Here is a 21,769-nt window from a genome sequence, read left to right as displayed (position 1 = left end):
TGTTGACGAGCAAAAAGCTGGGCGTGGCGTGGGTGGCGAGCGGCGCAAGACGGCGCGCTGCTTCGAATCGCCTCGACGGCGCGATGGCCGAAAGCGGTTCGACCCATGCGCTTCAGTTTCGAAGAATGAATTTTTCGATGCGATTGCGCGGAGATTCGAAACCATCAACCGGTATTGCACCGGCGCCCACTCGTGTGGCGGGCGCCGGCTTCAACGGGTCGTGCCGGCTACACGTCGATCCACGCGCCGGTGCCCTGCTGATACTGGATCGTGCCGCCGGTGAACCGCACCCGCAGGTTGCCGTCCGGCAACTGCACCCAGGTCATGATTTCAAGGCCCTGCATCAGGTTGACGAAGAACGCCTGCAACTCTGGCGACTCGCTGGCCTGCCAGAGGTCGATACGCCCGAGGCACGCGCGCAGGTTGCCGTTCTGTTGCATGATCGTGTCGACCTGCCCAGTCACATCCGACGCCGGATCGTAGACCGGCGTGCCGTCGGCGCTGACGATCGACAGGTGGATGGCTCGAACCGACGCCGGCTGGCCCGGCGTCTCCTCGACGAGCGCGATGCAGCTCGTCATCGCGCCGAAATCGATTTCCGTCGCATCTCCCCAGAGGCGCTCGCCAACCGCCAGCGGCGCGGGACCTTGTACTTGCTGAATGATGTAGGGCATGGGTTCCTCGCATGACTCGATGGGACTGCTGGTGCCTGGCAGGGCCGCGACGCGTTCGAGACAACGGACGTGCGTCGGTCCCGCCGCTCACATCCCGCGTCGGGCCCGATAGCCCGGCGGGTCGTGTCGATTGATTCTTTGTCGCTGCGCGCGCGGAAGTCAAACGCTCACCGCCGCCGCACGAACGATTGCGCGCGCATCGATTCAATGCGGGTCATTTCGCTCCGAACCGTCATCGATGTCGTCCGCCCTGCTTCCACAAGAACGTCCACCACCACCGGAGGTGAAGCGGCGATGCGCCGCGGCGCGCGCTACGTGCCCTTCTTGTCCAGCAGCGCCTGATACTTCTGCAGGCTGTCGTCGATCTTGTCGAGCGCGATGCTCGCGGCCTCCCCTTCGATCGCCTCCGCGGCACCCGCGACGAGCGCCGCGGTCGCGACGAACAGGTCCGTCAACAGCAGGCCCACCGCATCCATCGCCATCCCGCGCTCGTTCTCGTCGATGGTCTTCTGCGCCAGATCCTTCATCAGCACGCTCTTGCCCGCGATCGCCAGCGACGTCGACGCCTCGAAGTAGTTGGCCGCCGCCTGCGCGACCAGGCCGCCCGCCTGCGTGATCATCATGTTCGGGCCGACGGCGATCTGCGTCGTCGCGTAGGACGCAGCCTCCGCGTTGATCGCCTGCACGGTCTTCAGTGTCGAGCCGCCGGACCCGGCCGCATCCGCGATCTGGTTCGGTGCCTTCAGCGCATCGGTAAGCCTGCGCAGCCGGTTGACCGGCCACGTGCGCGCGCCGGCCTTCGACGCCGCGGCGTGCGGCGCGACCTCGGCCGGCGTTGCTGCTTCGGCTGCTCCAGCTGCGGTGTCTGCGTCGTCGTCGGCATCGCCCGGCGTCTGCGGCGCGTCGTCGCCGCGTCCGCCCAAAAGGCCTTTCATGTTCATGGTTCAGGTATCCCGAGAGTCATCGCGCGCTAATGCGTGGAGCCCGTCTGCGGCCCGGCCGTCGGGGCATGCGCCGCGCCGCCCGAGGCCGGCTTCGGCGACGCTTCGACGGACAGGATCATGGCCACCGCCTTCGACACGACCGCGTTCGAAATCTGGTTCAGCGCCGCCTGCTGCTGCGTCATGTTCTGCGCCGAGATGCCGACGGCCTGGCTGAACATCTGGTAAAGCATGCCCAGCGCCTGGGCCGGGGATCCCGCGACGACGTTGACATTGGTCTGCGTCAGCGCGTCGGTAACCTGCTCATTGACTTTGTCTGCCACGAGGCCTCCTCGGATCTCGGCACCGGCATGCGATGGAAGGAACGGCGGGCCGGCAGGCCATCGACGCCGCGCATGCCGTTAGGAACGCTGCGTGAGCGCGTTCGTGAACGCGCTCACGCGAGTTCCTCGCGCAATTTCTTGCGCAGCAGCTCGACGCGCTTTCTGGCAAGCGGCTCGTTGATCCCGAGCGTCGCCGCGATGTGCAGATAGGGGCGGTCCTCCTCGAACTTCAGCGTGAACAGCATCTGCTGCTGAGGCGGGAGCGTGCACAGCGCCTGCTCGAGACGCAGCAGCAACTGCCGGAGCAGCAGTTGCTGCTCCATCGACGGCGCGTGGCCAGCCAGCTCGACGGTGTGATCGTCGTCCCAGTCCGGGTCGAATTCGAGCCTGCCGCTTTCGCGGAGACGGCGGCGCGCGCCATCGAGGAACGCGTGGTTCAGCGCCAGAAAGAGAAAGCCGGACAGGTTCTGAACGCGCTCGGGCGAGCGCTGCAGGTAAATGTGGACCTTGAGTGCGGTATCCGAAAGCAGTTCGTCGGCACGGTAAATATCGCCCTTGCACAACAGGCGCGCGCGGCGCCGCAATTTCCCCTGCATTTCCCGCCACGTGCGATCGAGCTGCTGCGCCGGTGACTCGGGCGTCGGGGCAGCGTGCTGGTTCGAGGTTGTCATCCCGTGCCTTCCTTTTTTATGGAAAACACAGAATCGATTCGATGCCTCGAATGACGCTGTTACCCGCGTAACACCGTTACTACGATAATCGGTTTCGTAAATTTTCTTGATTATTATGAACAAAAATTCCAATCGCCCGGCATAGCCCCATCCGTCGTTTCAGGCACGCCGCCGGGCGTGAATAAAGGTATTGCGAGGAACAAGAACGACTGCCGCCGAACTGCCGCCCTATCCGGACCGTTTTCCCATTATCTGGTTATTTGGATTATTCATTTTTCACGCAGTACCAAAGGCAGCGTTTTTCGCTAGGTGGCCGCATCGTCAAACAACCTCGCACGGAAAACATGCCTGCCCTTGCTAACGTTCAAACGCTGCGCAATATACCGATACTTACCGATCTCCCGGAAAGCCTGCTGGCTCACATCGAGAGGCATGTCACACCCTGGCCCGAACACGGCAATCGATTGTTGTTCTTCAAGGGCGATCCGGGAGATTTCGTCGCTTTCGTGCACCGCGGCCGCGTCTACAACACGCTGCACGAACCCGGCGGACGCGAAATCATTCTCGGCCACTCGATGCCGGGCGAGCTCATCGGCGAAAGCACGCTGTTTCGCGCACACCGGCGCAGCTTCACCGCCCAGTTGAGCTCCGACTGCCGCATTTCGCTGCTGCATCGCCAGTACTTCGCGCCGCTGCTGGCCAACGCGGATTTCATGGAGCGCATCCACGAGCAGCTGTGCCGGCACATCCACCAGTTGAGCGACTTCGTCGAGTCGGCGTGCCTGTACCGGCTCGAAGCAAGGCTCGCGCGCCATCTGCTGAACCGCATGCAAGGGAACGATCTCGAGGTGGCGCTGCCGGAGAGCCAGAGCATCCTCGCCGCGATGCTCAACGTCAGCCGGCCGCGACTGAACAGCAGCCTGCAGAAGCTGCAGCGCGACGGCCTGATCCGGCTTCACGATCACGGTGTGACGATCGAGAAACTGGAGCAGCTCCGCTACATCGTCGACGCCAATTGACGCCCCGGCAAGCACGTGCGTCGTGCCGCGCGGTGGCGCAGGGAAATTGCGCGCGCCGGGTTGCGCGGCGCGCGGTGCAGGTCAGCCGCGCCAGTGGCTGATGGCGTTCATCAACTGCGCGACGGCGGCCAGTTGCGACGCAAAGTTGTCGTTCGCCGACCGCGCCGCACCGGCCGCCGCCACCGGCGAGCCGGCATAGAGCTGCATGATGCCGACGGTCGTGGCGGCGAGGTTGGACGCCGCCTGGTTCGCCTGCATCTGCACCGCGTTGTGAAGCAAGATCGCGGACGCATGGCTGTTCGACTGCATGAGCGTGCCCAACGCCACGGCGGGCGCTTCGCCCACTACCTTGACGTTGGCTTGCGTGACTGCATCGGTAATCGCGGCGGAAACCTGTTCCGGCATGTCGTTGCTCCTGGTGTGCTCGCCGCTGCGGCGCAGTGACGGCGAAAGCATGAGTGGGTCGGTCGGCGATACGCGCCGCACGGCGCCGTCGATGCGCCGCGGGCGCTCGTCATCGCGGGCGTCGACACGACGTCGGGCGCCGGGCGGTAGCCACCGGGATCGAGGCCACCGCCCGGCGTCAACGCCGGATTACGCGTCAGGCAAGCGCCTTGCCGAGCGCAAGCACGTCAGCCAGCACGGAAAGCACGCCGCTCGAGCCGATTTCCGTCGCGGCGGCGCCAGCGCTCGCCGGCCCGAGCGTGTAGAGCTGCATCGTGCCCACGTTCGTCGAGGTCGGCAGCTGCACAGCGGACTGCGACTGCTGCTGCACGGCGTTCTCGAACAGCACGCTGAGCGAATGGCTCTGGGCCTGGTACAGCGATCCCGTCGCCATCGCGGGCGCTTCACCCACCACCTTGACGTTGGTCTGCGTGACCGCGTCGGTGATCGCGGCATTGACCGCGCACGTCTTGCAGTTGCAGGGGTCTTTCGGGTCCTTCGCGTTGGCGTTTGCGTCATCTGCCATCGTATTTCTCCTGGTTTGCGAACGGGCGCCGCATCGAATCGGCTCTGCCCGTCCTGTCGGTTGCTCCGGAACACCGTGCGGCACCGCTGTTCAGGTGCCGGCGGCCGTGCTGCGGATCCGCGGCCCGGCGGCGGCATCGGCGGCTCGTGCCGCTTGCGCCGCCGCTCGACCACGGCGTTGCGACAGCGCCTTAGTGGGCGGCCATCGCCTTCCCGATCGCGATCACGTCGGCCAGCAGGGAGATGATCCCGTTCGAGCCGATTTCCGTGGCGGCCGCACCCGCGCTTTCCGGCCCGATCGTATAGAGCTGCATCGTCCCCACGTTCGTCGACGTCTGCGACTGGATCGCGGCCTGCGACTGCTGCTGCACCGCGTTCTCGAACAGGATGCTGAGCGAATGGCTCTGGGCCTGGTACAGCGAGCCCATCGCCATTGCCGGCGCCTCGGCGACCACCTTGACGTTGACCTGTGTGACCGCATCGGTAATCGCGGGATTGACCTGGCACACTTGACACGTATCAGCCATTTGTTGCTCCTTGGTTCACGTAGTTGAGAGGTCGCACATCGGGGCCGGCCGGTTTCGCGTTCAGCCGCATGACCCGCGTGCTACTCCATGGACGCTGAGCCGGAGATATCGTGAACGGCAGCGGTGGCGACAGCACCCGGCGCGGTCGGTTCGGACGGTTCGGCCGGACCGGCGCCGATGCCTTGCAACCGGTCGTCTATCGCGTCGAGACGTACGGCGAGCCGTTCGGCGAACGAATCGACGTATTGCCGGAAGCATGCGTCGATTTCCTGCCGGATGAGGCCCGTCAGCTGTTCGCCGATCAACGCCAGCGCCTCGCGGGTGCTGTCCTGGATGTCGGCCGCGCCGGATGCCTGCGCATCGCCCGGCGGCGCGTGCGCGTCGAGTACGCCGGACACTTTCTGCTGTTCCGACGCCAGCATGCCGAGGGTCGTCTCGTTCTGCGCGTCGATCGTCTGCAGGATGCCGCGCATCTTCTCGTATGCCTTCTGCTGGTTGAGCTGCAGAAAATGCTTGACCTGCTCGCGCGCCTCCTGCCGGGTTTTCAACCGCGGCAATGGCGGGTTCGCGGCGCTCGCCTGCGCGGCCGTGCCGGCGACCGGTGCCGGCGGGCTCCCGTGCCTGCCCGGCAGCCGCTCCAGCAGCGCCTGTTCTTCGCCCGGCTCGAGAGGCCGTCCCAATCGCTTCTCCGCGAACTGCCGCAGCAGGGGGTCGAGGGCTTCGTTGCTCATGGCTCACCCCTCGTCGATGTCCGCCCGCGTTGCCGGTGCGTGCGGTTCGGGTTCGGATGGGCGCAGCGCCGAGGCGCCGTGGTCGGCGTGCCGCAATGGATATCGCATGGTGTTCTCCGGGAAATGGATGCGCGACGGCCTTGCCGGAAATTTCGGCAGGACCGCTGCAGGGACGAACCGTGCGACGGGTCTGTGAAGTCAGTTGGTGCCGACGTTGGAGCTGCGCGGCGACGCGCCGGCCTACGCGCGTTTCGAGCGGATGGGCAGCACGCCTGCGGCCGCACCCATTCCGACAATTCTTGACTGTGTCCGGGCCGCCGAACTGGTAGGATGCCCGTCGCCTCGGCATGGACGGCAGCCACGGGACGTTCAACCGTCCCCTTTTTAATGCCCCGCAACCGGCCAACCCTGCCCCAGCCCCCGTTGAACCCCGCAACACCCCGGCGTCGTTTCACTCGACCCGTTGCAGTAACCGTTGGAGTGGCGCATGACGCGCCTGCACGCATGAAAAGATTCAAGCAACCCGTCCGCACCCCGCTCGACAAAGACCGCACGCCGCTGGTGCGCGCGAGCGCACTGCTGCTGATGGCCGGCCTGCTGTACCTGCTGTGGCCGTCCGCCGAAACCGCATACCTCGCGATGGAATCGGTGATCCGCTGACGCGCACGGCCGGCCCGACGCCGCGCCATACGCTATACTGCCGCGATGAAAACGAAACCCGCCCTGCCGAATCTGCATTGCTGGTGGCGCGCCTGAACCAGGCGGCCCGTTTCCTTTTGCATGTCCCAAACGTGATGCCGCCAGCCATGGCGGCATTTGCGTTTCTGCGCTGACATCATGGCTGGCGGCTTCGACAACCCGGAACCCACGACCACCATGACCCATCCGAACCGACCGACCATCCTCACCGGCGACCGCACGACCGGCCCGCTGCATCTCGGCCACTACATCGGCTCGCTGCGCGCACGCGTGCAGATGCAGCACGAGGCGCGGCAATTCCTGCTGCTCGCCGATACGCAGGCGCTGACCGACAACATGGGCCGCCGCCAGCGCGTGACCGAGAACGTGATCGAGGTCGCGCTCGACTATCTCGCCGTCGGCATCGATCCGGCGATCTCGACCATCGTCGTGCAGTCGCAGGTGCCCGAGCTCGCCGAGCTGTCGCAATACCTGCTCAACCTCGTCACGGTCGCGCGCCTCGAACGCAATCCGACCATCAAGGAAGAAATCCGCCTGCGCGGGTTCGAGCGCGACATCCCGGCCGGCTTCCTGACCTACCCGGTGAGCCAGGCGGCCGACATCACCGCGTTCAAGGCCACGCATGTGCCCGTCGGCGACGATCAGTTGCCGATGATCGAGCAGACCAACGAACTCGTGCGCCGCTTCAACGCGACCGTCGAGCAGCCCGTGCTGGTCGAATGCGAGGCCGTGCTGTCATCGGTCACGCGGCTGCCGGGCATCGACGGCAAGGCAAAGATGAGCAAGTCGCTCGGCAACGCGATCACGCTCGGCTCGACGCCGGACGAGATCACGCAGGCCGTGAAGGACATGTACACGGACCCGAATCACTTGCGCGTGAGCGACCCCGGCCAGGTCGAGGGCAACGTCGTGTTTACGTTCCTCGATGCGTTCGAGCCCGACGTGCAGAAGATCGACGAACTGAAGGCGCACTATCGGCGCGGCGGGCTCGGCGACAGCGTGGTCAAGCGCGTGCTGAACGAGCGGCTGCAGACGCTGATCGAGCCGATCCGCGCGCGGCGACGCGAGTTCGAGGCCGACAAGGGCGAGGTGATGGCGATCCTGAAGCGCGGCACGATGCACGCGCGGGATGTGGCGGGAGCGACGCTCGCGGAGGTGAAGGGCGCGCTGGGGCTCACGTATTTCGAGTGAGCGGCGCGGGCGGTGCGGCATGACACACCGCCTCGATCCGGTTGCCCGCAGGGTCGACGAGGAAGGCCGCGTAGTAGTCGCCGTGGTAGTGCGGCCTCAATCCGGGATCGCCGTCGGACTGGCCGCCGGTGGACAGGCCGGCCTCGAAGAATGCATGCACGTGCTCACGGGAAACGGCCTTGAAGCACCAGTGCCGCTTGCTCATCCCGACTTCGGCGGGATCCAGATAAACCGCCAGACAGGTCGATGCGGTGTCGTCGGCATTGCAACGTTCGCCGTAGCCGAGTGCGGTGCCTCGGTCATAGACCTTGGTGGCGCCCAATGCGGTCATGACGGCATCGTAGAAGGGGCGTGCCCGTTCGATATCCGGAACGCCGATGGACACGTGATCGAGAAGTTGCATGGTGTTTGCTCCGTTGAACGAGCACGAGTCTACACAAACGTCGCATATCGCACCGAAGCCCCCGGCCGCTGACGGACAACCGGCGATTGCTCCGGCACAGTCCGCCGCGATCCGTTCCTGCCGATTGCGGACAGGCCCTTAGTCCACTCCGCCGATGCCACCCCCGCGCACGCCCGCTATCGTTTCCCCGTCATCCACCCCTACCCGCAACATCATGACGCCACAGGAAACGATCGACCGGATCGAGATCCAGGATCTGCTGACACGCTACTGCCACGCGATCGACCGCCAGGACTGGCGCGAATTCGAGCGGCTCTTCGCGAGCAACGCGACGCTCGATTACGCGGCGTTCGGCGGCCCGGTCGGCAACCGCGCGGAGATCGCGGCCTATCTGAAACAGGTCACGTCGGCGATGCGCGGCACGCAGCACACGATCTCGACGTCGCTGCTGATCGTCGACGGCGACGCCGCGACCGCGCGAACGGCCGGCCAGGTGATGATGGTCTCGGCCGATGAAACGGGCGACGATCGCGTGTGCTTCGTCGGGCTGTGGTATCGCGACCTGCTGGTGCGGACCGAATGCGGATGGCGCATCCAGAGCCGCATGCAGGAGCGCAGCTGGATGCACAACGCACCGCCGGTAGCGGTGCTCTGAGCGGCCCGCGCGACGCGTTACTTCATCTGCATCAGCTGAATCAGGTTCCCGCACGTGTCGTCGATCACGGCGACGCGCACGGGCCCCGCGTCCGTCGGTTCCAGCGTGAAGTGAACGCCGAGCGCCTTCAGCCGCGCGAACTCGGCGTCGAGGTCGTCGACCTGGAACGACGCGGCGGGTATCCCGTCCTCGTACAGCGCCTGCTTGTACGGCCCCACCGCGCGATGATTGCTCGGTTCGAGCAGCAACTGCGTGCCGTCGGGCTGATCCTTCGACACCACCGTCAGCCAGCGAAATTCACCGACCGGCACGTTGTACTTGAGCTGGAACCCGAGCTTGTCGGTATAGAACGCCAACGCCTTGTCCTGGTCGTCGACGAAAACGTTCGTCACGTAGATTCGCATCGTGCACGCTCCTGAATCGGCAACCGGCGAACGTCGTCCGCCCGGTCGCGCTGAATGGTCGAAATCGGGCAACCGCCCAACCCTTCGCTATTCTTCGTCGAAATCGATGACAAACGCATAACCGCCGTCGATCAGCTCGCGCAGGTAGCCGTCGAAGTCGTCGGCGATCACCGCGTAGCTGTCGGGATCGTGCAGGAAGCGCACGACCTGCCCGACCTTGCCGCCGGGTGCCGGCTCGAAATCGATGTAGAGCTGCGACGTGCCGCCGTTGTTCATGCAATGCGAGAAGCACAGGCGCCGGCTCATCGGCAGCGCGATGTCGATGCGCGAATCGACGAGTTCGCCGTCGTCGTTCGCGTCGTCGCCGTAGATGTCCGCGATGCTGTCGCGGTACTTCGCGCCTTCTTCGAGCATCTGCGCGGCGGACAGCAGGTAGTAAGGGTATTCGTAGACATCGGAGCCCAGCACGAGCACGTTGATCGTCGTGCCGCCGTAGTCGCGCCAGTAGGTGCCGTCGAGCTTGCCGAGCAGTTCGAGCAGGCTGGCCGGGCACTGCGGATAAGCCGCGCGCAGCGCATCGAGCTGCGCCGGCGTCGCACCCGTGGCGACGGCGAGCGACGCATTGTCGGCGTCGGGCAGCGCGGCGCGCAGGCCGGCGAGATAGGTGTCGACGAGGGTCATCGCGTCAGGTCCGGAGAACAGGCAAGCGCCATTCTAGCGCCCGACGCGGCCCGCTTGCTGGCTCGTTTCGCACACCCGCTTACGTGATCTGGTACGTCGACGCCGGCACGAATTCCTCCGGCATCGGGCGGTCGCCCAGTTCGAGCACCGACCGCTCGATCGTGCGCGCCATCGCATCGAGCGCGAGTGCATTCGGCGCAAGGCCGAACGGCTCGGCGACCTCGTTCGCGATCGCTTCGAGCGCAATCAGCGTGTACGAGATGAACACGCTGATCAGCGGCGTGAAGAATTCCGTCGAATCGACCAGACCGAACGGCAGCAGCACGCAGTACGCATACACGGTGCGATGCAGCAGCACGCTGTACGAGAACGGGATCGGCGTCGACAGGATGCGCTCGCAACCACCCACCGCCTTGCCCAGCTCGTCGAGTTGCTTGTCGAACATCCAGCAGGTGGCGTCGCTGCCGGGCGCGCGGCCCAGCGCGCGGACGATGCCGCCGCGCAGCTCGTCCAGGATCGCGACGGGCTTGAAGCATTTGCGCGCGAGCGCACCGGCGCGCTCCGCGCCGAGAATTCGCTTCAAGTCTTCCGCGGGATCGGTATGACGCAACTGATGCTTCAGCGCATAGGTGAACGCGATCAGCAGGTCGGCGAGCCGGTTGCGCTCGGCATCATCGACGCTGTCGGGCAGGTAGCGATTCAGTTGCGACGTCACGGTGCGCGCCGCGATCAGCAGGTTGCCCCACAGATGCCGCGCCTCCTTGAAGCGCTCGAAGCTCGCGTTGTTGCGAAACGCGAGGAAGATCGCGAGCGCGAGCCCGAACAGCGTGAACGGCGCGGTATTGAGCGGAATCTTCTCGCCAAAGATGCGCCCGTTCGTGAAGACCGCCAGCGTGCTGACGATCGCCATGAACACGAGTTGCGGAATGATCGATTGCAGCACGGAGCCGTTCCAGACGAACAGCATCCTGAGCCAGTTTTGTCGTGGTCGGACGATCATGGTGTTTTCTCGACGGCCAAGAAATGACCCTGCGCGACCCGCCCGATGCGCAACGGCCCGCGCGTGGCGGGCCGCTTTCGGATGGGTACCGTGCCGGGCGCTGCGCGTGATGATACGCCCGCTCACGCCGCGCCCGTTACGTCGCGCCGTTCAGTGATAGCCGATATCACCCTCGCGCACCTTGCCGCGAAACACGCGGTACTGCATCGCGTTGTACACGAGGATGATCGGCAGCACGATCACGGTGCCGACCAGCGCGAACAGCTGGCTCGAATGGCTCGACGACGCATCCCAAATCGTCAGCGACGGCGGCACGATGTTCGGCCAGATGCTGATCACGAGCCCCGTGTAGCCGAGGAACACGAGCGCGAGCGTCAGCAGGAACGGCGTGGCCTCGTGCTCGCGCTTCACCGTGCTGAAGATGCCCCACACGCACGCGACGACGAGGATCGGCACCGGCAGGAACCAGCCGAGGTTGCCGCTGCCGAACCAGCGGTGCGCGACGGCCGGCAGCCCGATCACGGTCCACAGGCTCACGACGGCCATCACCGCGAGCAGCACGCCCGTGAGCGGCTTCATCAGCAGCCGCATCTTGCGCTGCAGTTCGCCGTCGACCTTCAGGATCAGCCAGCCGCAACCGAGCGTCGCATACGTGACAAGCACGCCGATCCCGCACAGCAGGCTGAACGGCGACAGCCAGTCGAACGGCCCGCCCGCGAACTGGTTGTTCTCGATGCGGATGCCCTGCAGCAGCGAACCGAGCACGATGCCCTGGCAGAACGCCGCGAGCGCGGAGCCGCCGATGAACGCGAGATCCCACATGTGTTGCGTGCGGGTCGCCTTCGCGCGCAGTTCGAACGCCGCGCCGCGAAAGATCAGCCCGACCAGCATCAGCACCAGCGGCAAGTAATTCGCGGGCAGCAGCGTCGAATACACGACCGGGAACGCGCCATAGAGACCCGCGCCGCCGAGCACCAGGAACGTCTCGTTGCCGTCCCACACCGGCGCGACGGTGTCGAGCATCACCTGGCGCTCGGCCTTCGCGTCGAAGAACGGAAACAGCAGGCCGATGCCGAGATCGAAGCCGTCCAGCATCACGTAGATGAACACGCCGAGGCCGATGATCGCGGCCCACACGACAGGAAGATCGATTTGCATGATTACTCCGCCTCCGTGGTATCCAGCGACGTGGACAACGCGCGGTTGCGCAGGCCCGGATGCCGGTGGAGCTCGATGTACCCGGCCTGTGCAGCCGGCCCGCGCCTCATCAGTTTCATCATGTAGTAGATGCCCGATCCGAATACCAGGAAATACACGACCACGAAGATCAGCAGCGACACGCCGACCTGCTGCGCGCTGAGCGGCGCGACCGAATCGATGGTGCGCAGCACGCCGTACACGGTCCACGGCTGCCGCCCGACCTCGGTCGTGATCCAGCCGGCCAGCAGCGCGACGATGCCCGACGGCCCCATGCCCACCACAAACCACTGGAACCAGCGCGCCTCATACAGGCGTCCGCCCTTTCTCAGCAGCAGCCCGAGCAGCGCGGTGAGCAGCATCAGCATCCCGAGGCCCGCCATGATCCGGAAGGTCCAGAAGATGATCGGCGAATACGGGCGGTCCTGCGGTGCGAACTCCTTCAGCCCGCGAATCTCGCCATCCCAGCTGTGCGTGAGGATCAGACTGCCGAGGTGCGGCACCTGGATCGCATAACGCGTGGTTTCGGCCTGCATGTCGGGCAGCCCGACGAGGTTCAGCGCGGTGCCGCCCTTCTCGGTTTCCCACAGCCCCTCGATCGCCGCGATCTTCGCGGGCTGATATTCGCGCGTATTCAACCCGTGCGCATCGCCGACGAAGATCTGGACGGGCGCGAGCAGCAGCAGCATCCACAGCGCCATCGAGAAGCTGCGCTTCACCGGCTCGTCGCGGCGCCCCTTCAGCAAGTGCCACGCGCCGCATGCGGCGACGATGAAACCCGCGACGATGAACGCCGCGATCGTCATGTGCGCGAGACGGAACGGGAACGACGGGTTGAAGATGATCTTGAACCAGTCGACCGGCACGACGAGACCGTTCTCGATCCTGTAGCCCTGCGGCGTCTGCATGAAACTGTTCGACGCGAGGATCCAGAACGTCGAGATCAGCGTGCCGACGGCGACCATCAGCGTTGCGAAGAAGTGCGCGCGCGGGCTGACGCGTTGCCAGCCGAACAGCATCACGCCGAGGAAACCGGCTTCGAGGAAGAATGCGGTCAACACTTCATACGTGAGCAGCGGGCCCGTGATGTTGCCCGCGACGCGCGAGAAGCCGGCCCAGTTCGTGCCGAACTCGTACGCCATCACGACGCCGGACACCACGCCCATCCCGAAGCCGATCGCGAAGATCTTCGACCAGAACTGGAACATGGATTTGTAGGCGGCGTCGCCGGTGACGAGATAGCGCCATTCCAGCACCGCCAGGAAGCTCGCCATGCCGATGCTGATCGCGGGAAACACGATGTGGAACGACACCGTGAACGCGAATTGCAATCGTGCGAGATGGAACGCATCGAAGATTTCCATGACCGTAATTTGCTCGTGGTTGTGAGAACGTCCGCCCGAAGCAGGAAATCGCGCGACGGCTTGGCGACAACACATGCGAACACAAACGGTCACTCGCATGGCATCGAAGCGTGAATGACAATATCGCGATTGCCACGATACTCGCAATCGCGCGAACGCGTCCTGAAACTGTGCTTTCCGTCCCGGCAAAGATGTGTGTACGGAAACGGCACAACCGGTGCCGAGCGCCGCAAGCTGTACTGCTTTCCGCGTTGCGCCGCTGTGCATCCGGCGCGCGGTTCACCACGCTTAACATGTTATGCAACGCCTGATCGCGGCGACGGCGCCCGCCCGGCGCGCCGGCCGCCCCCTGGAGAAAACCGCATGACCCACCGAGACGATCCGACCGGCAGCACCGCGTGCGATGTCACGCGTCATCGTGCCGGCGAAGCGCGCGACACCGTCGATCGCGTCGTCGACGAAACGCCGGTTGCACTCGTGTTCAACGGCATCTCGCACACGGTGATGATGGCGACGCCGATCGACCTCGACGTGTTCGGCCTCGGCTTCGCGCTGAGCGAAGGCATCGTCGATCGCGCGTCGGACGTATTCGACATCGAAAGCGAATGCCGGCCCGACAGTGCCGAAGTGCGGCTCACCGTGTCGCAGCAGGCATTCATGGCGCTGAAGGCGCACCGGCGCGCACTGGCCGGGCGCAGCGGCTGCGGCGTATGCGGAATCGAAAGCATCGCGCAGCTCGACCTGCACCCGCCGCGCATCGCTGCAGCCGGCGCGGCCGCCGGCATCGGCGCCGACGCGATCGCACGCGCCGCACGCGCGTTGCCGGCCCGCCAGACGCTGATGCGCGAGACGGGCGGCATTCACGCGGCCGCATGGTGCGACCGCGACGGCGCCGTGCTCGACGTGTTCGAGGACGTCGGCCGCCACAACGCGCTCGACAAGCTGATCGGCGCGCTTGCACGGCGCCGCGCCGACCTGCTCACGGGCTTCGTGTTCCTGTCAAGCCGCGCAAGCTACGAACTGGTGCGCAAGGCCGCGCGGGTCGGCATCCCGATGATCGCGACGATCTCGGCGCCGACGTCGCTCGCGATCGGCGTCGCCCGCGAAGCCGGCGTGCGGCTGCTCGGCTTCTGCCGCAACGACGGCTTCGTCGAATACGTATCGCCCGACGCCGCTCATCCCGACCAACCGGCGCTCGCGCAAACGCATCCGGCCCTCACTTCATGAAACAACTGATCGATTTCGATACCGCGCAGCAGCATTTCGCCGGCGCGTTCGCGCCGCTCGACGCGGTCGTCTCCGTGCCGGTCGCTGAAGCAGCTGGCCACGTGCTGGCCGCGCCGCTGTCCGCCGTGCTCGACCAGCCGCCGGCCGACCAGAGCGCGATGGACGGCTACGCCGTGCGTCACGCGGACCTCGCGCACGGCGAGCCGCTACGCGTCGCGCAGCGCTGCTATGCGGGCGACATACCGGCGCCGCTGGCCGCACGCACGGCCGCGCGCCTCTTCACCGGCAGCGTGATTCCGCCCGGCGCGGACACCGTCGTGATGCAGGAGCACGCACGCGAACAGGACGGCTGGGTCGCGTTCGACGCACCGCAGCGCAGCGGCTCGCACATCCGCCGCCGGGGCGAGGAAGTGCGCGCCGGCGACCTGCTCGTGCCGGCCGGCGTGCGTATGGGTGCGATGCACGTCGGTGTGGCCGCCGCGCAAGGGTTCGCGCGCATCGACGTGCGCCCGGCGCTGCGCGTCGGCATCCTGACGACCGGCGACGAACTCGTCGCCTGCGGCCAGCCGCGTGCGCCGCAGCAGATCTACAACAGCAATGCGCCGATGCTCGCCGCGCTGGTATCGGGCACCGGCGCCAGCGTCGCGATGCGCTTGCATGCGGCCGACACGGCAAGCGCCGTCGATCGTGCGCTGCGCGATCTGCACGCGTGCTGCGACCTGGTGATCTGCGTCGGCGGCGCATCGGTCGGCGACAAGGATCTGCTGCGCCCCGCGCTGGCCGCGCTCGGTGCGTCGTTCGTCGTCGCCGGCGTGCGCATGAAACCCGGCAAGCCGGTCGCGCTCGCGCGGCTCGACGCGCGGCCGGTGGCGCTGCTGCCCGGCAATCCGGGCGCCGCGATGACGGCGTTCGCTCTGTTCGTCGCACCGCTGATCCGTTGCCTGCAAGGGCGTGAAGCGCGCGTGCCGATCGTGCCGTCGCTGCCGATCGACATCGACTTCGAACCGGATGCGCAGCGCGAGCGCTTCGTGCGCGTACGCTGCGCGGTCGGCCCCGGCGGCGCGCCCGTGCTCGATACGTTGCGGCAGCAAGGTGCCGGCACGCTGCAGTCGCTCGTGCTGGCGAGCGGGCTCGCCCGGCTGCCGGCCGGGCGGCGCATCGCGCGCGGCGACGCGGTTCCGTATTACGAATTCGCGCACTGGCTCGCATGAGCGCGACGCCGGACACCCGCCCGCTGCGACGCATTCGCCGCGCATGCCGCACGGCGAACTGTATTCCTGCAATTCGGGCGCGATTGTGTCCCTGCCGGAAAAGTCCCGCGGACTATCCTCACGATGAGGCTCGTCACGAACTGTGCGCCGATACGTCGGCACCCGCACGGCCGATCGGCGACGCCCCTCCGCTTACTTCATGCAGGCCGACGAACCGATCGTGAATGCCATCGTTTCCGCCGCGCCGGACGCCGCCGCCTCATCCTGCGACGCATCGCCCGGCGCCTTCCCCCGCACGTCCGACACGCTCGGCCGCCCGCTGCGCGACCTGCGCCTGTCCGTGATCGATCAATGCAACTTCCGCTGCGGCTACTGCATGCCGCGCGAAAGTTTCGGTGCAGGTTATGCGTTCATGCCGTCGTCGGAGCGGCTGTCGTTCGCCCAACTGGAAAAGATCGCACGCGCGTTCACTTCGCTCGGTGTCGAAAAAATCCGCATCACGGGCGGCGAGCCGCTGCTGCGCCGCAACCTCGAAGCGCTGATCGAACGGCTTGCCGCGTTGACGACCGTCGACGGCAAACCCATCGAAATCGCGCTGACGACCAACGGCTCGCTGCTCGCCGCGAAGGCGCGCACGCTGCGCGACGCGGGTCTGTCGCGCGTGACCGTGAGCCTCGATGCGCTCGACGACGCGGTATTCCGCCGGATGAGCGACGCCGACGTGCCGGTGTCGCGCGTGCTGGCCGGCATCGAGGCCGCGCAGGCGGCCGGGCTCGCGCCGGTCAAGGTCAACGCGGTGATCGAGCGCGGTGCGAACGACGACCAGATCCTGCCGCTCGTGCGGCACTTCCGGCATACGGGCGTGGCCGTGCGCTTCATCGAATACATGGACGTCGGCGGCGCGAGCTTCTGGTCCGGCGACAAGGTCGTGCCGGCCGCGCGGATACGCGCGCTGATCGACGAACACTATCCGCTCGTGCTCGTCGGCGAACCGGGGCACGACGCGACCGCCATCCGTTGCCGGCACCTCGACGGTGCGGGCGAAGTCGGCTTCATCGCAAGCGTGTCGCATCCGTTCTGCGGCACCTGCTCGCGCGCACGCGTGTCGGCCGACGGCCAACTCTATACGTGCCTGTTCGCGACGCAAGGCACCGACCTGCGGCCGTGGCTCGACGACGCGGCATCGGTCGACACGCTCGCCGCCGCCGTGCGCGAGCGCTGGACGCAGCGCGACGACCGTTATTCCGAGCGCCGGGCCGCACGGCCGGCCCGCGCGCCGGGCAAGACCTATCCGACCGTGCGCATGTCGCTCGTCGGCGGCTGACGGGCCGCCGCGCGCCGCACGACGCACCGCCTACAGGAGAACCTGTCATGACGACCTTCACCGAATCCCGCGCCGGGCTGCCGGACGATCCGTCGCGCGCCGGCAGCCACCCGCATCCGGCCGACGCGGCCGCCCCGCACACCGAGCCGCCGCCGGCGATTGCCGCCGGCTTCGAAGTGCGCGTGCAGTACGCGCCGATCGATGCGGGCGCCGAGCTCGCACCGATCGTTCGCAATCCGAATGTCGGCGCGGTCGTGAATTTCCTCGGCGTCGTCCGCAAGGAAGGCGACGTCGACGACGTCGTCGCGCTCGAGGTCGAGCACTACCCGACGATGACCGAACAGGCCCTGTGGAGCATCGTCGAGGAAGCCAGCGCGCGCTGGCGGCTCGAAGCGGTCAAGATCGTGCACCGCGTCGGGCGCATTCCGCTCGGCCAGGCGGTCGTGCTGGTGGTGGTGGCCGCCGCGCATCGCGCGTCCGCGTTCGATGCGTGCGAATTCCTGATGGACTTCCTGAAGACCCACGCGCCGTTCTGGAAGAAGGAGATCCGGCACGACGGCGAATCCGGCTGGGTCGAGGCGAAGACGCACGACGACCAGGCCATGCGGCGCTGGGGCTGACCGCGCCCGTTGCGCGTTTTACGATTCCGATTCCGCCGATCCTGCTCAAGACACCGCGATGAAACTGACGATCAAATACTTTGCAAGCATTCGCGAGCAACTCGATCTCGACGAGGAAGTCGTCGAGATCGAAGCGCGGGAACTCACCGTCGACGCGCTGCGCAGCACGCTGGCCGCACGCGACGCGCGCAGTGCCGAAGCGCTGCGGACGGACCGGCCCGTGCGCGCGGCCGTCAATCTCGAGATGGTGACGGGCGGGTTCGTCGTGCGGGAGGACTGCGAGGTGGCGTTTTTCCCGCCGGTGACGGGCGGATAACACGCGAGGCGCGCAGGTCGCACGGGTGCCCGGCTACGCGCGCCCCACCCGCTGCCGCAAGCCGTCGACGATCAGCCCGAGCCCGAATTCGAACGCCAGGCCGGGATCGATCGGCGCCATCGCCATCCCGCTCGTCCGCTGCCGGCCGTCGGCTTCATCCGACCGCGCCGATTCGTCGGCCCCGCCTCCGTGCGCGGCCTGCTGCTCCAGCACGCAGCCGATCGTGAACTGGCCGGCGGCCAGCAGCGCCATCCCGGCCTCCTGCTCGGTCAGGCCGGCACGCACCAGATACGCGATTTTCGGCATGATCCGCCCGACCGCATCCGGGTCGGGCGTCGAGCCCGCATGCAGCCGCGCGCCGTCCCGATGCGCCAGCAATGCGCGGCGGAAGCTGCGCGCGTTGTCCGCAAACCAGGTATCCCACTGCGCGATATCGGCCGGCACGTCGAGCGTGTGATGCCGCGCCAAGGCGACGGCCGCCATTTCCGCCAGCAGCACCGACTTGTCGCGGTAATGCCAGTAAAGCGCCGCCGACTCGACACCGAGCCGCTGCGCGAGACGCCGCGTCGTCAGCGCATCGAGCCCCTGTTCGTCGAGCAGTTCGAGCGCCGCGTCCACGATTTCGTCACGTCGTATCTTCGCCATGCTTGATTTTCTCTATCGATGATAGATAAACTTATCAGTGATAAATTTTACGCGAAGGTGTGCCCGATGCCTACCCCTGTCACCACGACGCCGGTCCTGATCGCCGGCGGCGGGCTGGTCGGCCTGTCCGCCGCGCTGTTCCTGCAGCGCCTCGACGTCCCGTTCATCCTCGTCGAGAAAAGCGCGGGCGTGTCGCCGCTGCCGCGCGCACGCGGCATCCACCTGCGGACGATGGAACTGTTCCGCCAGGCCGGCGTGGAGGACGCGGTCAAGGAAACGGCGGCCGGTGCGTGGCGCCAGGGCGCGTTCGGCGGCGCGCGCCGTGGGCGCACGCTGGTCGACGCGCAGCCGGTCGTCGACATCGCCGCGATGCGATCGAAGATGGCCGCGATCGCGCCGTCGCCATCGAGCTTCACCGCATGCCCGCAGACGCTGATCGAGCCCGTGCTGCGCCGGCACGTCGAAGCGCGCGGCGCGGACGTGCGCTTCGGCCATGAACTCGTGTCGTTCGCCGCGACGGGCGACGCCCTCCTCGCGACCGTGCGCGGCCCGGGCGGGCAGGAAACGGCGATCGAAGCCGCGTGGCTCGTCGGCGCCGACGGCGGCGGCAGCTTCGTGCGCAGGCAACTCGGCATCGACACGGCCGATACGCCGGCGCCGCAGCACTTCGTCAATATCTTCTTTCATGCGGATCTTGGCGAGATCGTGCAGGGCCGCACGTTCAGCCAGTGCGAGATCGCGAACCCGACCGTGCGCGGCCTGTTTCTCGCGATGGACAACGCGGACAAGTGGTCCTTCCATCTCGAGTACGACCCGGCACAAGGCCCGCCGGCCGACCACGCGCTGCCCGGCCTCGTGCGCGCCGCACTCGGGCTGGACCACGTCGAGATCGACATTCAGAGCCGCGGCACGTGGAACACGGGCGTGCGCGTGGCAACCCGCTACCGGTCGAGCCGTGCGTTCCTGTGCGGCGACGCCGCGCACATGATGCCGCCGTGGGGCGGATTCAACGCGACCACCGGCATCGCGGACGCGCACAACCTCGCATGGAAGCTCGCCGCGACGCTGCGCGGCGACGCGGATGCGTCGCTGCTCGACAGCTACGAGATCGAGCGACGGCCGCTGGCCGTACGCAACGGGCACCAGGCGCTATTACGCACCGACTTCGACGCGCGCTTCGGCATCGAGACCGACGCCAACCGGGATGTCTTCGCCAAGCTGGTCGACACCGGCGACGTGCTGCTGCGGCATCGTTATCCCGATGCCGGCGCACCGGCGCTCGACACGCCGCCCGCTTCCGTGGCGCAACTGCGCGCGCAAACCGGCACGCGCTTCCCGCATGCTTGGATCCGGCGTGACGGCCAGCAGGTGTCGACGCTCGACCTGTTCGGCAGCAGCTACGTGCTGCTCGCCGGCCCGAACGCGTCGGTCGCATCGTCGAGCCGCGCGAGTCTGAACCGCGTCACGCCGGCCGTCCTCGTCGCCGCCAGGGATTTCGACTTCGTCGAAGCGGAGGCAGGCTGGCATGCGTTGACCGCGCTGCCCGACGACGGCCACGTGCTGGTCCGCCCCGACGGGTTCGTGCTGAGCCGCTCGGACGAACCATCGCGCGATTGACGATCAAGCGGCTGCGGGCATCAATGCAGCCACTTCATCACGATCGTCGCGAACACAACCATCGCGGCACCGCCGATGCGCGTCGAGATCTGCGCGAACGGCATCAGCCCCATCCGGTTCGACGACGACAGGATCGCCACGTCGCCGGTGCCACCCAGCCCGCTATGGCACGCGGTGATGATCGCGGATTCCACCGGATACATCTTCAGCGCGGCGCCGACGAAAAAGCCCGATACGACCATCGCGATCACGATCGACGCGCAGATCACAAAGTATCCGGGCGAGAATGCGCCGACGAGCTTGTCCCACGACACGAACAGCGTGCCGAGCCCGACGAGGATCGCGAACGTCAGGTTCGTCGACATGAACTTGTACATCTGGTATGCGCCGATCTCCATCGATTCGGGAATCGCGCGGCACACTTTCAGCAGCGCCGCCGCGACGATCATCAGCACCGGGCCCGGGATGCCGGTGAGCGGCGCCAGCAGCCCGCCGAGGATGAACAGCGTGCATGCGAGCAGCAGGCCGAACCCCATCAGCCGCAGGTCCAGCTCGGCCTCGGCCTTTTGCGCGGCGAGCAATTCGCGGTCCTCGCCGGTCTTCACCAGCAGGCCGTCACCGCTGTATGCGCGATGCTTTTCGCCGAAGCGCTTCAGCAGGCCGCTCGCGAGGATCGCGACGACGTTGCCGATCAACGCGGCCGGCACCATCATCGCGATCAGATGCCCTTGCGCCGCGCCGGTGATCTCCGAATAACCGATCGACAACGGCAGGATGCCTTCGCCGATGCCGCCGCCGAGGATCGGCATCACGATATAGAAGAACGTGTGCTGCGGGTCGTAGCCGAACGCGAGGCCGACGGCGATCCCCGCCGCGATCGCGGCCACGGTGCCGACGAGCAGCGGCACGAACATCTTGAGAAAGCCCTGGATCAGGATCTTCCGGTTCATCCCGAGCATGCTCCCGGCGACCAGGCACGCAATGTAGAGATACTGAAGATTGGCCGTCTTCATCGTCACCGTGACCGCCTTGAGCGTCGCATCGTCCATCAGCCGGTAACCGAGCAGCGCCGACGGCACGAACAGGCACAGAATCGCGGGGCCGCCGATATGGCGGAACACCGGAATCCGGCGGCCGATCTCGCCGAGCAGCAGCCCGGACAGCATCAGCACCGCGCAGCCGCCGATCATGTCGTTCGGCAGCCGTTTGGTGATCGCCGCCAGGATCGTGACGAGCGCGAGCGCGACAAACATCGGCAGCGGCATCCCGCCGATCTTCAGGTTGAACCGCGACGATAGTCGCGTATGCGGCGGCATGCTCGTCTGTACGGGGGAAGCTTCCATTTCATGTCTCCAGTTTT

At 66.7% G+C, this 21,769-nt stretch carries 26 protein-coding genes; 10 read left to right on the top strand and 16 right to left on the bottom strand.

The window, feature by feature from the left end:
* Nucleotides 1-227 precede the first annotated feature (227 nt).
* From VL15_RS28515 to VL15_RS28500, 4 genes are all read right to left on the bottom strand, one after another.
* The gene (locus VL15_RS28515) at nucleotides 228-674 is read right to left on the bottom strand and encodes a hypothetical protein (RefSeq protein WP_048250026.1); all 447 of its coding nucleotides are present in this window, start codon (nucleotides 672-674) and stop codon (nucleotides 228-230) included.
* A gap of 311 nt (nucleotides 675-985) precedes the next feature.
* Nucleotides 986-1,609, bottom strand: a complete 624-nt coding sequence (locus tag VL15_RS28510; protein WP_230684544.1) for a hypothetical protein — start codon at nucleotides 1,607-1,609, stop codon at nucleotides 986-988.
* Nucleotides 1,610-1,644: 35 nt separating this feature from the next.
* Nucleotides 1,645-1,938, bottom strand: a complete 294-nt coding sequence (locus VL15_RS28505) for a RebB family R body protein (RefSeq protein WP_048250024.1) — start codon at nucleotides 1,936-1,938, stop codon at nucleotides 1,645-1,647.
* A gap of 113 nt (nucleotides 1,939-2,051) precedes the next feature.
* Nucleotides 2,052-2,609: an RNA polymerase sigma factor gene (locus tag VL15_RS28500; RefSeq protein ID WP_048250023.1), complete on the bottom strand. Its 558-nt coding sequence runs from the start codon at nucleotides 2,607-2,609 to the stop codon at nucleotides 2,052-2,054.
* A gap of 464 nt (nucleotides 2,610-3,073) precedes the next feature.
* On the opposite strand from VL15_RS28500, the gene VL15_RS28495 reads away from it, so the two are divergent.
* Nucleotides 3,074-3,628, top strand: a complete 555-nt coding sequence (locus VL15_RS28495; RefSeq protein WP_230684543.1) for a Crp/Fnr family transcriptional regulator — start codon at nucleotides 3,074-3,076, stop codon at nucleotides 3,626-3,628.
* An 81-nt stretch (nucleotides 3,629-3,709) separates the two neighbouring features.
* On the opposite strand, the gene VL15_RS28490 is transcribed toward VL15_RS28495, so the two are convergent.
* The 4 genes from VL15_RS28490 to VL15_RS28475 all read right to left on the bottom strand — a co-directional run bounded on the left by VL15_RS28490 (nucleotide 3,710) and on the right by VL15_RS28475 (nucleotide 5,855).
* A complete protein-coding gene (locus VL15_RS28490; protein WP_048250021.1) occupies nucleotides 3,710-4,033 on the bottom strand; it encodes a RebB family R body protein in 324 nt (107 codons plus the stop codon).
* Between the two features lie 196 nt (nucleotides 4,034-4,229).
* Nucleotides 4,230-4,598 carry a RebB family R body protein gene (locus VL15_RS28485; RefSeq protein ID WP_048250020.1) on the bottom strand — a complete coding sequence of 123 codons (369 nt, stop codon included), beginning with the start codon at nucleotides 4,596-4,598 and terminating at the stop codon, nucleotides 4,230-4,232.
* 190 nt (nucleotides 4,599-4,788) lie between these two features.
* Nucleotides 4,789-5,124 (bottom strand): RebB family R body protein, encoded by a 336-nt coding sequence (locus VL15_RS28480; RefSeq protein WP_048250019.1) that lies wholly within the window; start codon nucleotides 5,122-5,124, stop codon nucleotides 4,789-4,791.
* 80 nt (nucleotides 5,125-5,204) lie between these two features.
* Complete coding sequence (locus VL15_RS28475) at nucleotides 5,205-5,855, bottom strand: hypothetical protein (RefSeq protein ID WP_048250018.1); 651 nt, start codon at nucleotides 5,853-5,855, stop codon at nucleotides 5,205-5,207.
* Between the two features lie 504 nt (nucleotides 5,856-6,359).
* Here VL15_RS28475 and VL15_RS42815 point away from each other — a divergent pair.
* Nucleotides 6,360-6,515 (top strand): hypothetical protein, encoded by a 156-nt coding sequence (locus VL15_RS42815; protein WP_196319630.1) that lies wholly within the window; start codon nucleotides 6,360-6,362, stop codon nucleotides 6,513-6,515.
* Between the two features lie 216 nt (nucleotides 6,516-6,731).
* Nucleotides 6,732-7,745, top strand: coding sequence for a tryptophan--tRNA ligase (trpS, locus tag VL15_RS28470; RefSeq protein ID WP_048250017.1), 1,014 nt, complete (start codon nucleotides 6,732-6,734; stop codon nucleotides 7,743-7,745).
* Here the strand turns inward: trpS and VL15_RS28465 are convergent.
* Nucleotides 7,729-8,148 carry a VOC family protein gene (locus VL15_RS28465; protein WP_048250016.1) on the bottom strand — a complete coding sequence of 140 codons (420 nt, stop codon included), beginning with the start codon at nucleotides 8,146-8,148 and terminating at the stop codon, nucleotides 7,729-7,731. The two genes, trpS and VL15_RS28465, sit on opposite strands and share 17 nt — an antisense overlap.
* Nucleotides 8,149-8,362: 214 nt before the next feature.
* Here VL15_RS28465 and VL15_RS28460 point away from each other — a divergent pair, with 214 nt between their 5' ends.
* Nucleotides 8,363-8,803 carry a nuclear transport factor 2 family protein gene (locus tag VL15_RS28460; protein ID WP_048250015.1) on the top strand — a complete coding sequence of 147 codons (441 nt, stop codon included), beginning with the start codon at nucleotides 8,363-8,365 and terminating at the stop codon, nucleotides 8,801-8,803.
* 17 nt (nucleotides 8,804-8,820) lie between these two features.
* On the opposite strand, the gene VL15_RS28455 is transcribed toward VL15_RS28460, so the two are convergent.
* The 5 genes from VL15_RS28455 to VL15_RS28435 all read right to left on the bottom strand — a co-directional run bounded on the left by VL15_RS28455 (nucleotide 8,821) and on the right by VL15_RS28435 (nucleotide 13,449).
* A complete protein-coding gene (locus VL15_RS28455; protein ID WP_048250014.1) occupies nucleotides 8,821-9,207 on the bottom strand; it encodes a VOC family protein in 387 nt (128 codons plus the stop codon).
* Between the two features lie 87 nt (nucleotides 9,208-9,294).
* On the bottom strand, nucleotides 9,295-9,888 hold the full coding sequence (locus VL15_RS28450; protein WP_048250013.1) for an SMI1/KNR4 family protein: 594 nt from the start codon (nucleotides 9,886-9,888) through the stop codon (nucleotides 9,295-9,297).
* 79 nt (nucleotides 9,889-9,967) lie between these two features.
* Nucleotides 9,968-10,888 carry a bestrophin family protein gene (locus VL15_RS28445; RefSeq protein ID WP_048250012.1) on the bottom strand — a complete coding sequence of 307 codons (921 nt, stop codon included), beginning with the start codon at nucleotides 10,886-10,888 and terminating at the stop codon, nucleotides 9,968-9,970.
* 150 nt (nucleotides 10,889-11,038) lie between these two features.
* Entirely contained in the window at nucleotides 11,039-12,046 is a 1,008-nt protein-coding gene (gene cydB / locus VL15_RS28440) for a cytochrome d ubiquinol oxidase subunit II (protein ID WP_048250011.1), read from the bottom strand.
* A 2-nt stretch (nucleotides 12,047-12,048) separates the two neighbouring features.
* The gene (locus tag VL15_RS28435; RefSeq protein WP_048250010.1) at nucleotides 12,049-13,449 is read right to left on the bottom strand and encodes a cytochrome ubiquinol oxidase subunit I; all 1,401 of its coding nucleotides are present in this window, start codon (nucleotides 13,447-13,449) and stop codon (nucleotides 12,049-12,051) included.
* Nucleotides 13,450-13,812: 363 nt separating this feature from the next.
* Here VL15_RS28435 and fdhD point away from each other — a divergent pair, with 363 nt between their 5' ends.
* The 5 genes from fdhD (at nucleotide 13,813) to moaD (ending at nucleotide 18,147) form a co-directional block, all read left to right on the top strand.
* Nucleotides 13,813-14,676, top strand: a complete 864-nt coding sequence (fdhD, locus tag VL15_RS28430) for a formate dehydrogenase accessory sulfurtransferase FdhD (RefSeq protein ID WP_048250009.1) — start codon at nucleotides 13,813-13,815, stop codon at nucleotides 14,674-14,676.
* A complete protein-coding gene (locus VL15_RS28425; RefSeq protein ID WP_048250008.1) occupies nucleotides 14,673-15,887 on the top strand; it encodes a molybdopterin molybdotransferase MoeA in 1,215 nt (404 codons plus the stop codon). The genes fdhD and VL15_RS28425 overlap by 4 nt, the downstream gene beginning before the upstream one ends.
* Before the next feature lie 199 nt (nucleotides 15,888-16,086).
* Nucleotides 16,087-17,211 (top strand): GTP 3',8-cyclase MoaA, encoded by a 1,125-nt coding sequence (gene moaA, locus VL15_RS28420; RefSeq protein ID WP_048250007.1) that lies wholly within the window; start codon nucleotides 16,087-16,089, stop codon nucleotides 17,209-17,211.
* 47 nt (nucleotides 17,212-17,258) lie between these two features.
* Complete coding sequence (locus VL15_RS28415) at nucleotides 17,259-17,831, top strand: molybdenum cofactor biosynthesis protein MoaE (protein WP_048250006.1); 573 nt, start codon at nucleotides 17,259-17,261, stop codon at nucleotides 17,829-17,831.
* Nucleotides 17,832-17,889: 58 nt separating this feature from the next.
* Nucleotides 17,890-18,147, top strand: coding sequence for a molybdopterin converting factor subunit 1 (gene moaD / locus VL15_RS28410; RefSeq protein WP_048250005.1), 258 nt, complete (start codon nucleotides 17,890-17,892; stop codon nucleotides 18,145-18,147).
* A 33-nt stretch (nucleotides 18,148-18,180) separates the two neighbouring features.
* On the opposite strand, the gene VL15_RS28405 is transcribed toward moaD, so the two are convergent.
* Entirely contained in the window at nucleotides 18,181-18,792 is a 612-nt protein-coding gene (locus tag VL15_RS28405) for a TetR/AcrR family transcriptional regulator C-terminal domain-containing protein (RefSeq protein WP_048250004.1), read from the bottom strand.
* A gap of 66 nt (nucleotides 18,793-18,858) precedes the next feature.
* Here VL15_RS28405 and VL15_RS28400 point away from each other — a divergent pair, with 66 nt between their 5' ends.
* Entirely contained in the window at nucleotides 18,859-20,409 is a 1,551-nt protein-coding gene (locus VL15_RS28400) for an FAD-dependent monooxygenase (protein WP_048250003.1), read from the top strand.
* 20 nt (nucleotides 20,410-20,429) lie between these two features.
* Here the strand turns inward: VL15_RS28400 and VL15_RS28395 are convergent, their stop codons facing one another.
* Nucleotides 20,430-21,752 (bottom strand): 2-hydroxycarboxylate transporter family protein, encoded by a 1,323-nt coding sequence (locus VL15_RS28395; RefSeq protein WP_048250002.1) that lies wholly within the window; start codon nucleotides 21,750-21,752, stop codon nucleotides 20,430-20,432.
* Between the last annotated feature and the right edge of the window lie 17 nt (nucleotides 21,753-21,769).

Source organism: Burkholderia cepacia (genome assembly GCF_001039005.1).
Lineage (GTDB): Bacteria > Pseudomonadota > Gammaproteobacteria > Burkholderiales > Burkholderiaceae > Burkholderia > Burkholderia theae.
The sequence above is the reverse complement of the archived record's forward strand: the minus strand, read 5'-3'. Positions and strand labels throughout refer to the sequence as shown.

Bases quoted from the DNA above. Each gene is read 5' to 3' on its own strand.
- VL15_RS28450 (WP_048250013.1), bottom strand. From the start codon at position 9,888: ATGACCCTCGTCGACACCTATCTCGCCGGCCTGCGCGCCGCGCTGCCC.
- VL15_RS28460 (WP_048250015.1), top strand. From the start codon at position 8,363: ATGACGCCACAGGAAACGATCGACCGGATCGAGATCCAGGATCTGCTG.
- cydB (WP_048250011.1), bottom strand. From the start codon at position 12,046: ATGCAAATCGATCTTCCTGTCGTGTGGGCCGCGATCATCGGCCTCGGC.
- VL15_RS28415 (WP_048250006.1), top strand. From the start codon at position 17,259: ATGACGACCTTCACCGAATCCCGCGCCGGGCTGCCGGACGATCCGTCG.
- VL15_RS28480 (WP_048250019.1), bottom strand. From the start codon at position 5,124: ATGGCTGATACGTGTCAAGTGTGCCAGGTCAATCCCGCGATTACCGAT.
- VL15_RS28475 (WP_048250018.1), bottom strand. From the start codon at position 5,855: ATGAGCAACGAAGCCCTCGACCCCCTGCTGCGGCAGTTCGCGGAGAAG.
- fdhD (WP_048250009.1), top strand. From the start codon at position 13,813: ATGACCCACCGAGACGATCCGACCGGCAGCACCGCGTGCGATGTCACG.
- VL15_RS42815 (WP_196319630.1), top strand. From the start codon at position 6,360: ATGAAAAGATTCAAGCAACCCGTCCGCACCCCGCTCGACAAAGACCGC.
- VL15_RS28490 (WP_048250021.1), bottom strand. From the start codon at position 4,033: ATGCCGGAACAGGTTTCCGCCGCGATTACCGATGCAGTCACGCAAGCC.
- VL15_RS28445 (WP_048250012.1), bottom strand. From the start codon at position 10,888: ATGATCGTCCGACCACGACAAAACTGGCTCAGGATGCTGTTCGTCTGG.
- VL15_RS28500 (WP_048250023.1), bottom strand. From the start codon at position 2,609: ATGACAACCTCGAACCAGCACGCTGCCCCGACGCCCGAGTCACCGGCG.
- VL15_RS28515 (WP_048250026.1), bottom strand. From the start codon at position 674: ATGCCCTACATCATTCAGCAAGTACAAGGTCCCGCGCCGCTGGCGGTT.
- VL15_RS28485 (WP_048250020.1), bottom strand. From the start codon at position 4,598: ATGGCAGATGACGCAAACGCCAACGCGAAGGACCCGAAAGACCCCTGC.
- VL15_RS28395 (WP_048250002.1), bottom strand. From the start codon at position 21,752: ATGGAAGCTTCCCCCGTACAGACGAGCATGCCGCCGCATACGCGACTA.
- VL15_RS28455 (WP_048250014.1), bottom strand. From the start codon at position 9,207: ATGCGAATCTACGTGACGAACGTTTTCGTCGACGACCAGGACAAGGCG.
- trpS (WP_048250017.1), top strand. From the start codon at position 6,732: ATGACCCATCCGAACCGACCGACCATCCTCACCGGCGACCGCACGACC.
- VL15_RS28400 (WP_048250003.1), top strand. From the start codon at position 18,859: ATGCCTACCCCTGTCACCACGACGCCGGTCCTGATCGCCGGCGGCGGG.
- VL15_RS28405 (WP_048250004.1), bottom strand. From the start codon at position 18,792: ATGGCGAAGATACGACGTGACGAAATCGTGGACGCGGCGCTCGAACTG.
- VL15_RS28465 (WP_048250016.1), bottom strand. From the start codon at position 8,148: ATGCAACTTCTCGATCACGTGTCCATCGGCGTTCCGGATATCGAACGG.
- VL15_RS28435 (WP_048250010.1), bottom strand. From the start codon at position 13,449: ATGGAAATCTTCGATGCGTTCCATCTCGCACGATTGCAATTCGCGTTC.
- moaD (WP_048250005.1), top strand. From the start codon at position 17,890: ATGAAACTGACGATCAAATACTTTGCAAGCATTCGCGAGCAACTCGAT.
- moaA (WP_048250007.1), top strand. From the start codon at position 16,087: ATGCAGGCCGACGAACCGATCGTGAATGCCATCGTTTCCGCCGCGCCG.
- VL15_RS28425 (WP_048250008.1), top strand. From the start codon at position 14,673: ATGAAACAACTGATCGATTTCGATACCGCGCAGCAGCATTTCGCCGGC.
- VL15_RS28510 (WP_230684544.1), bottom strand. From the start codon at position 1,609: ATGAAAGGCCTTTTGGGCGGACGCGGCGACGACGCGCCGCAGACGCCG.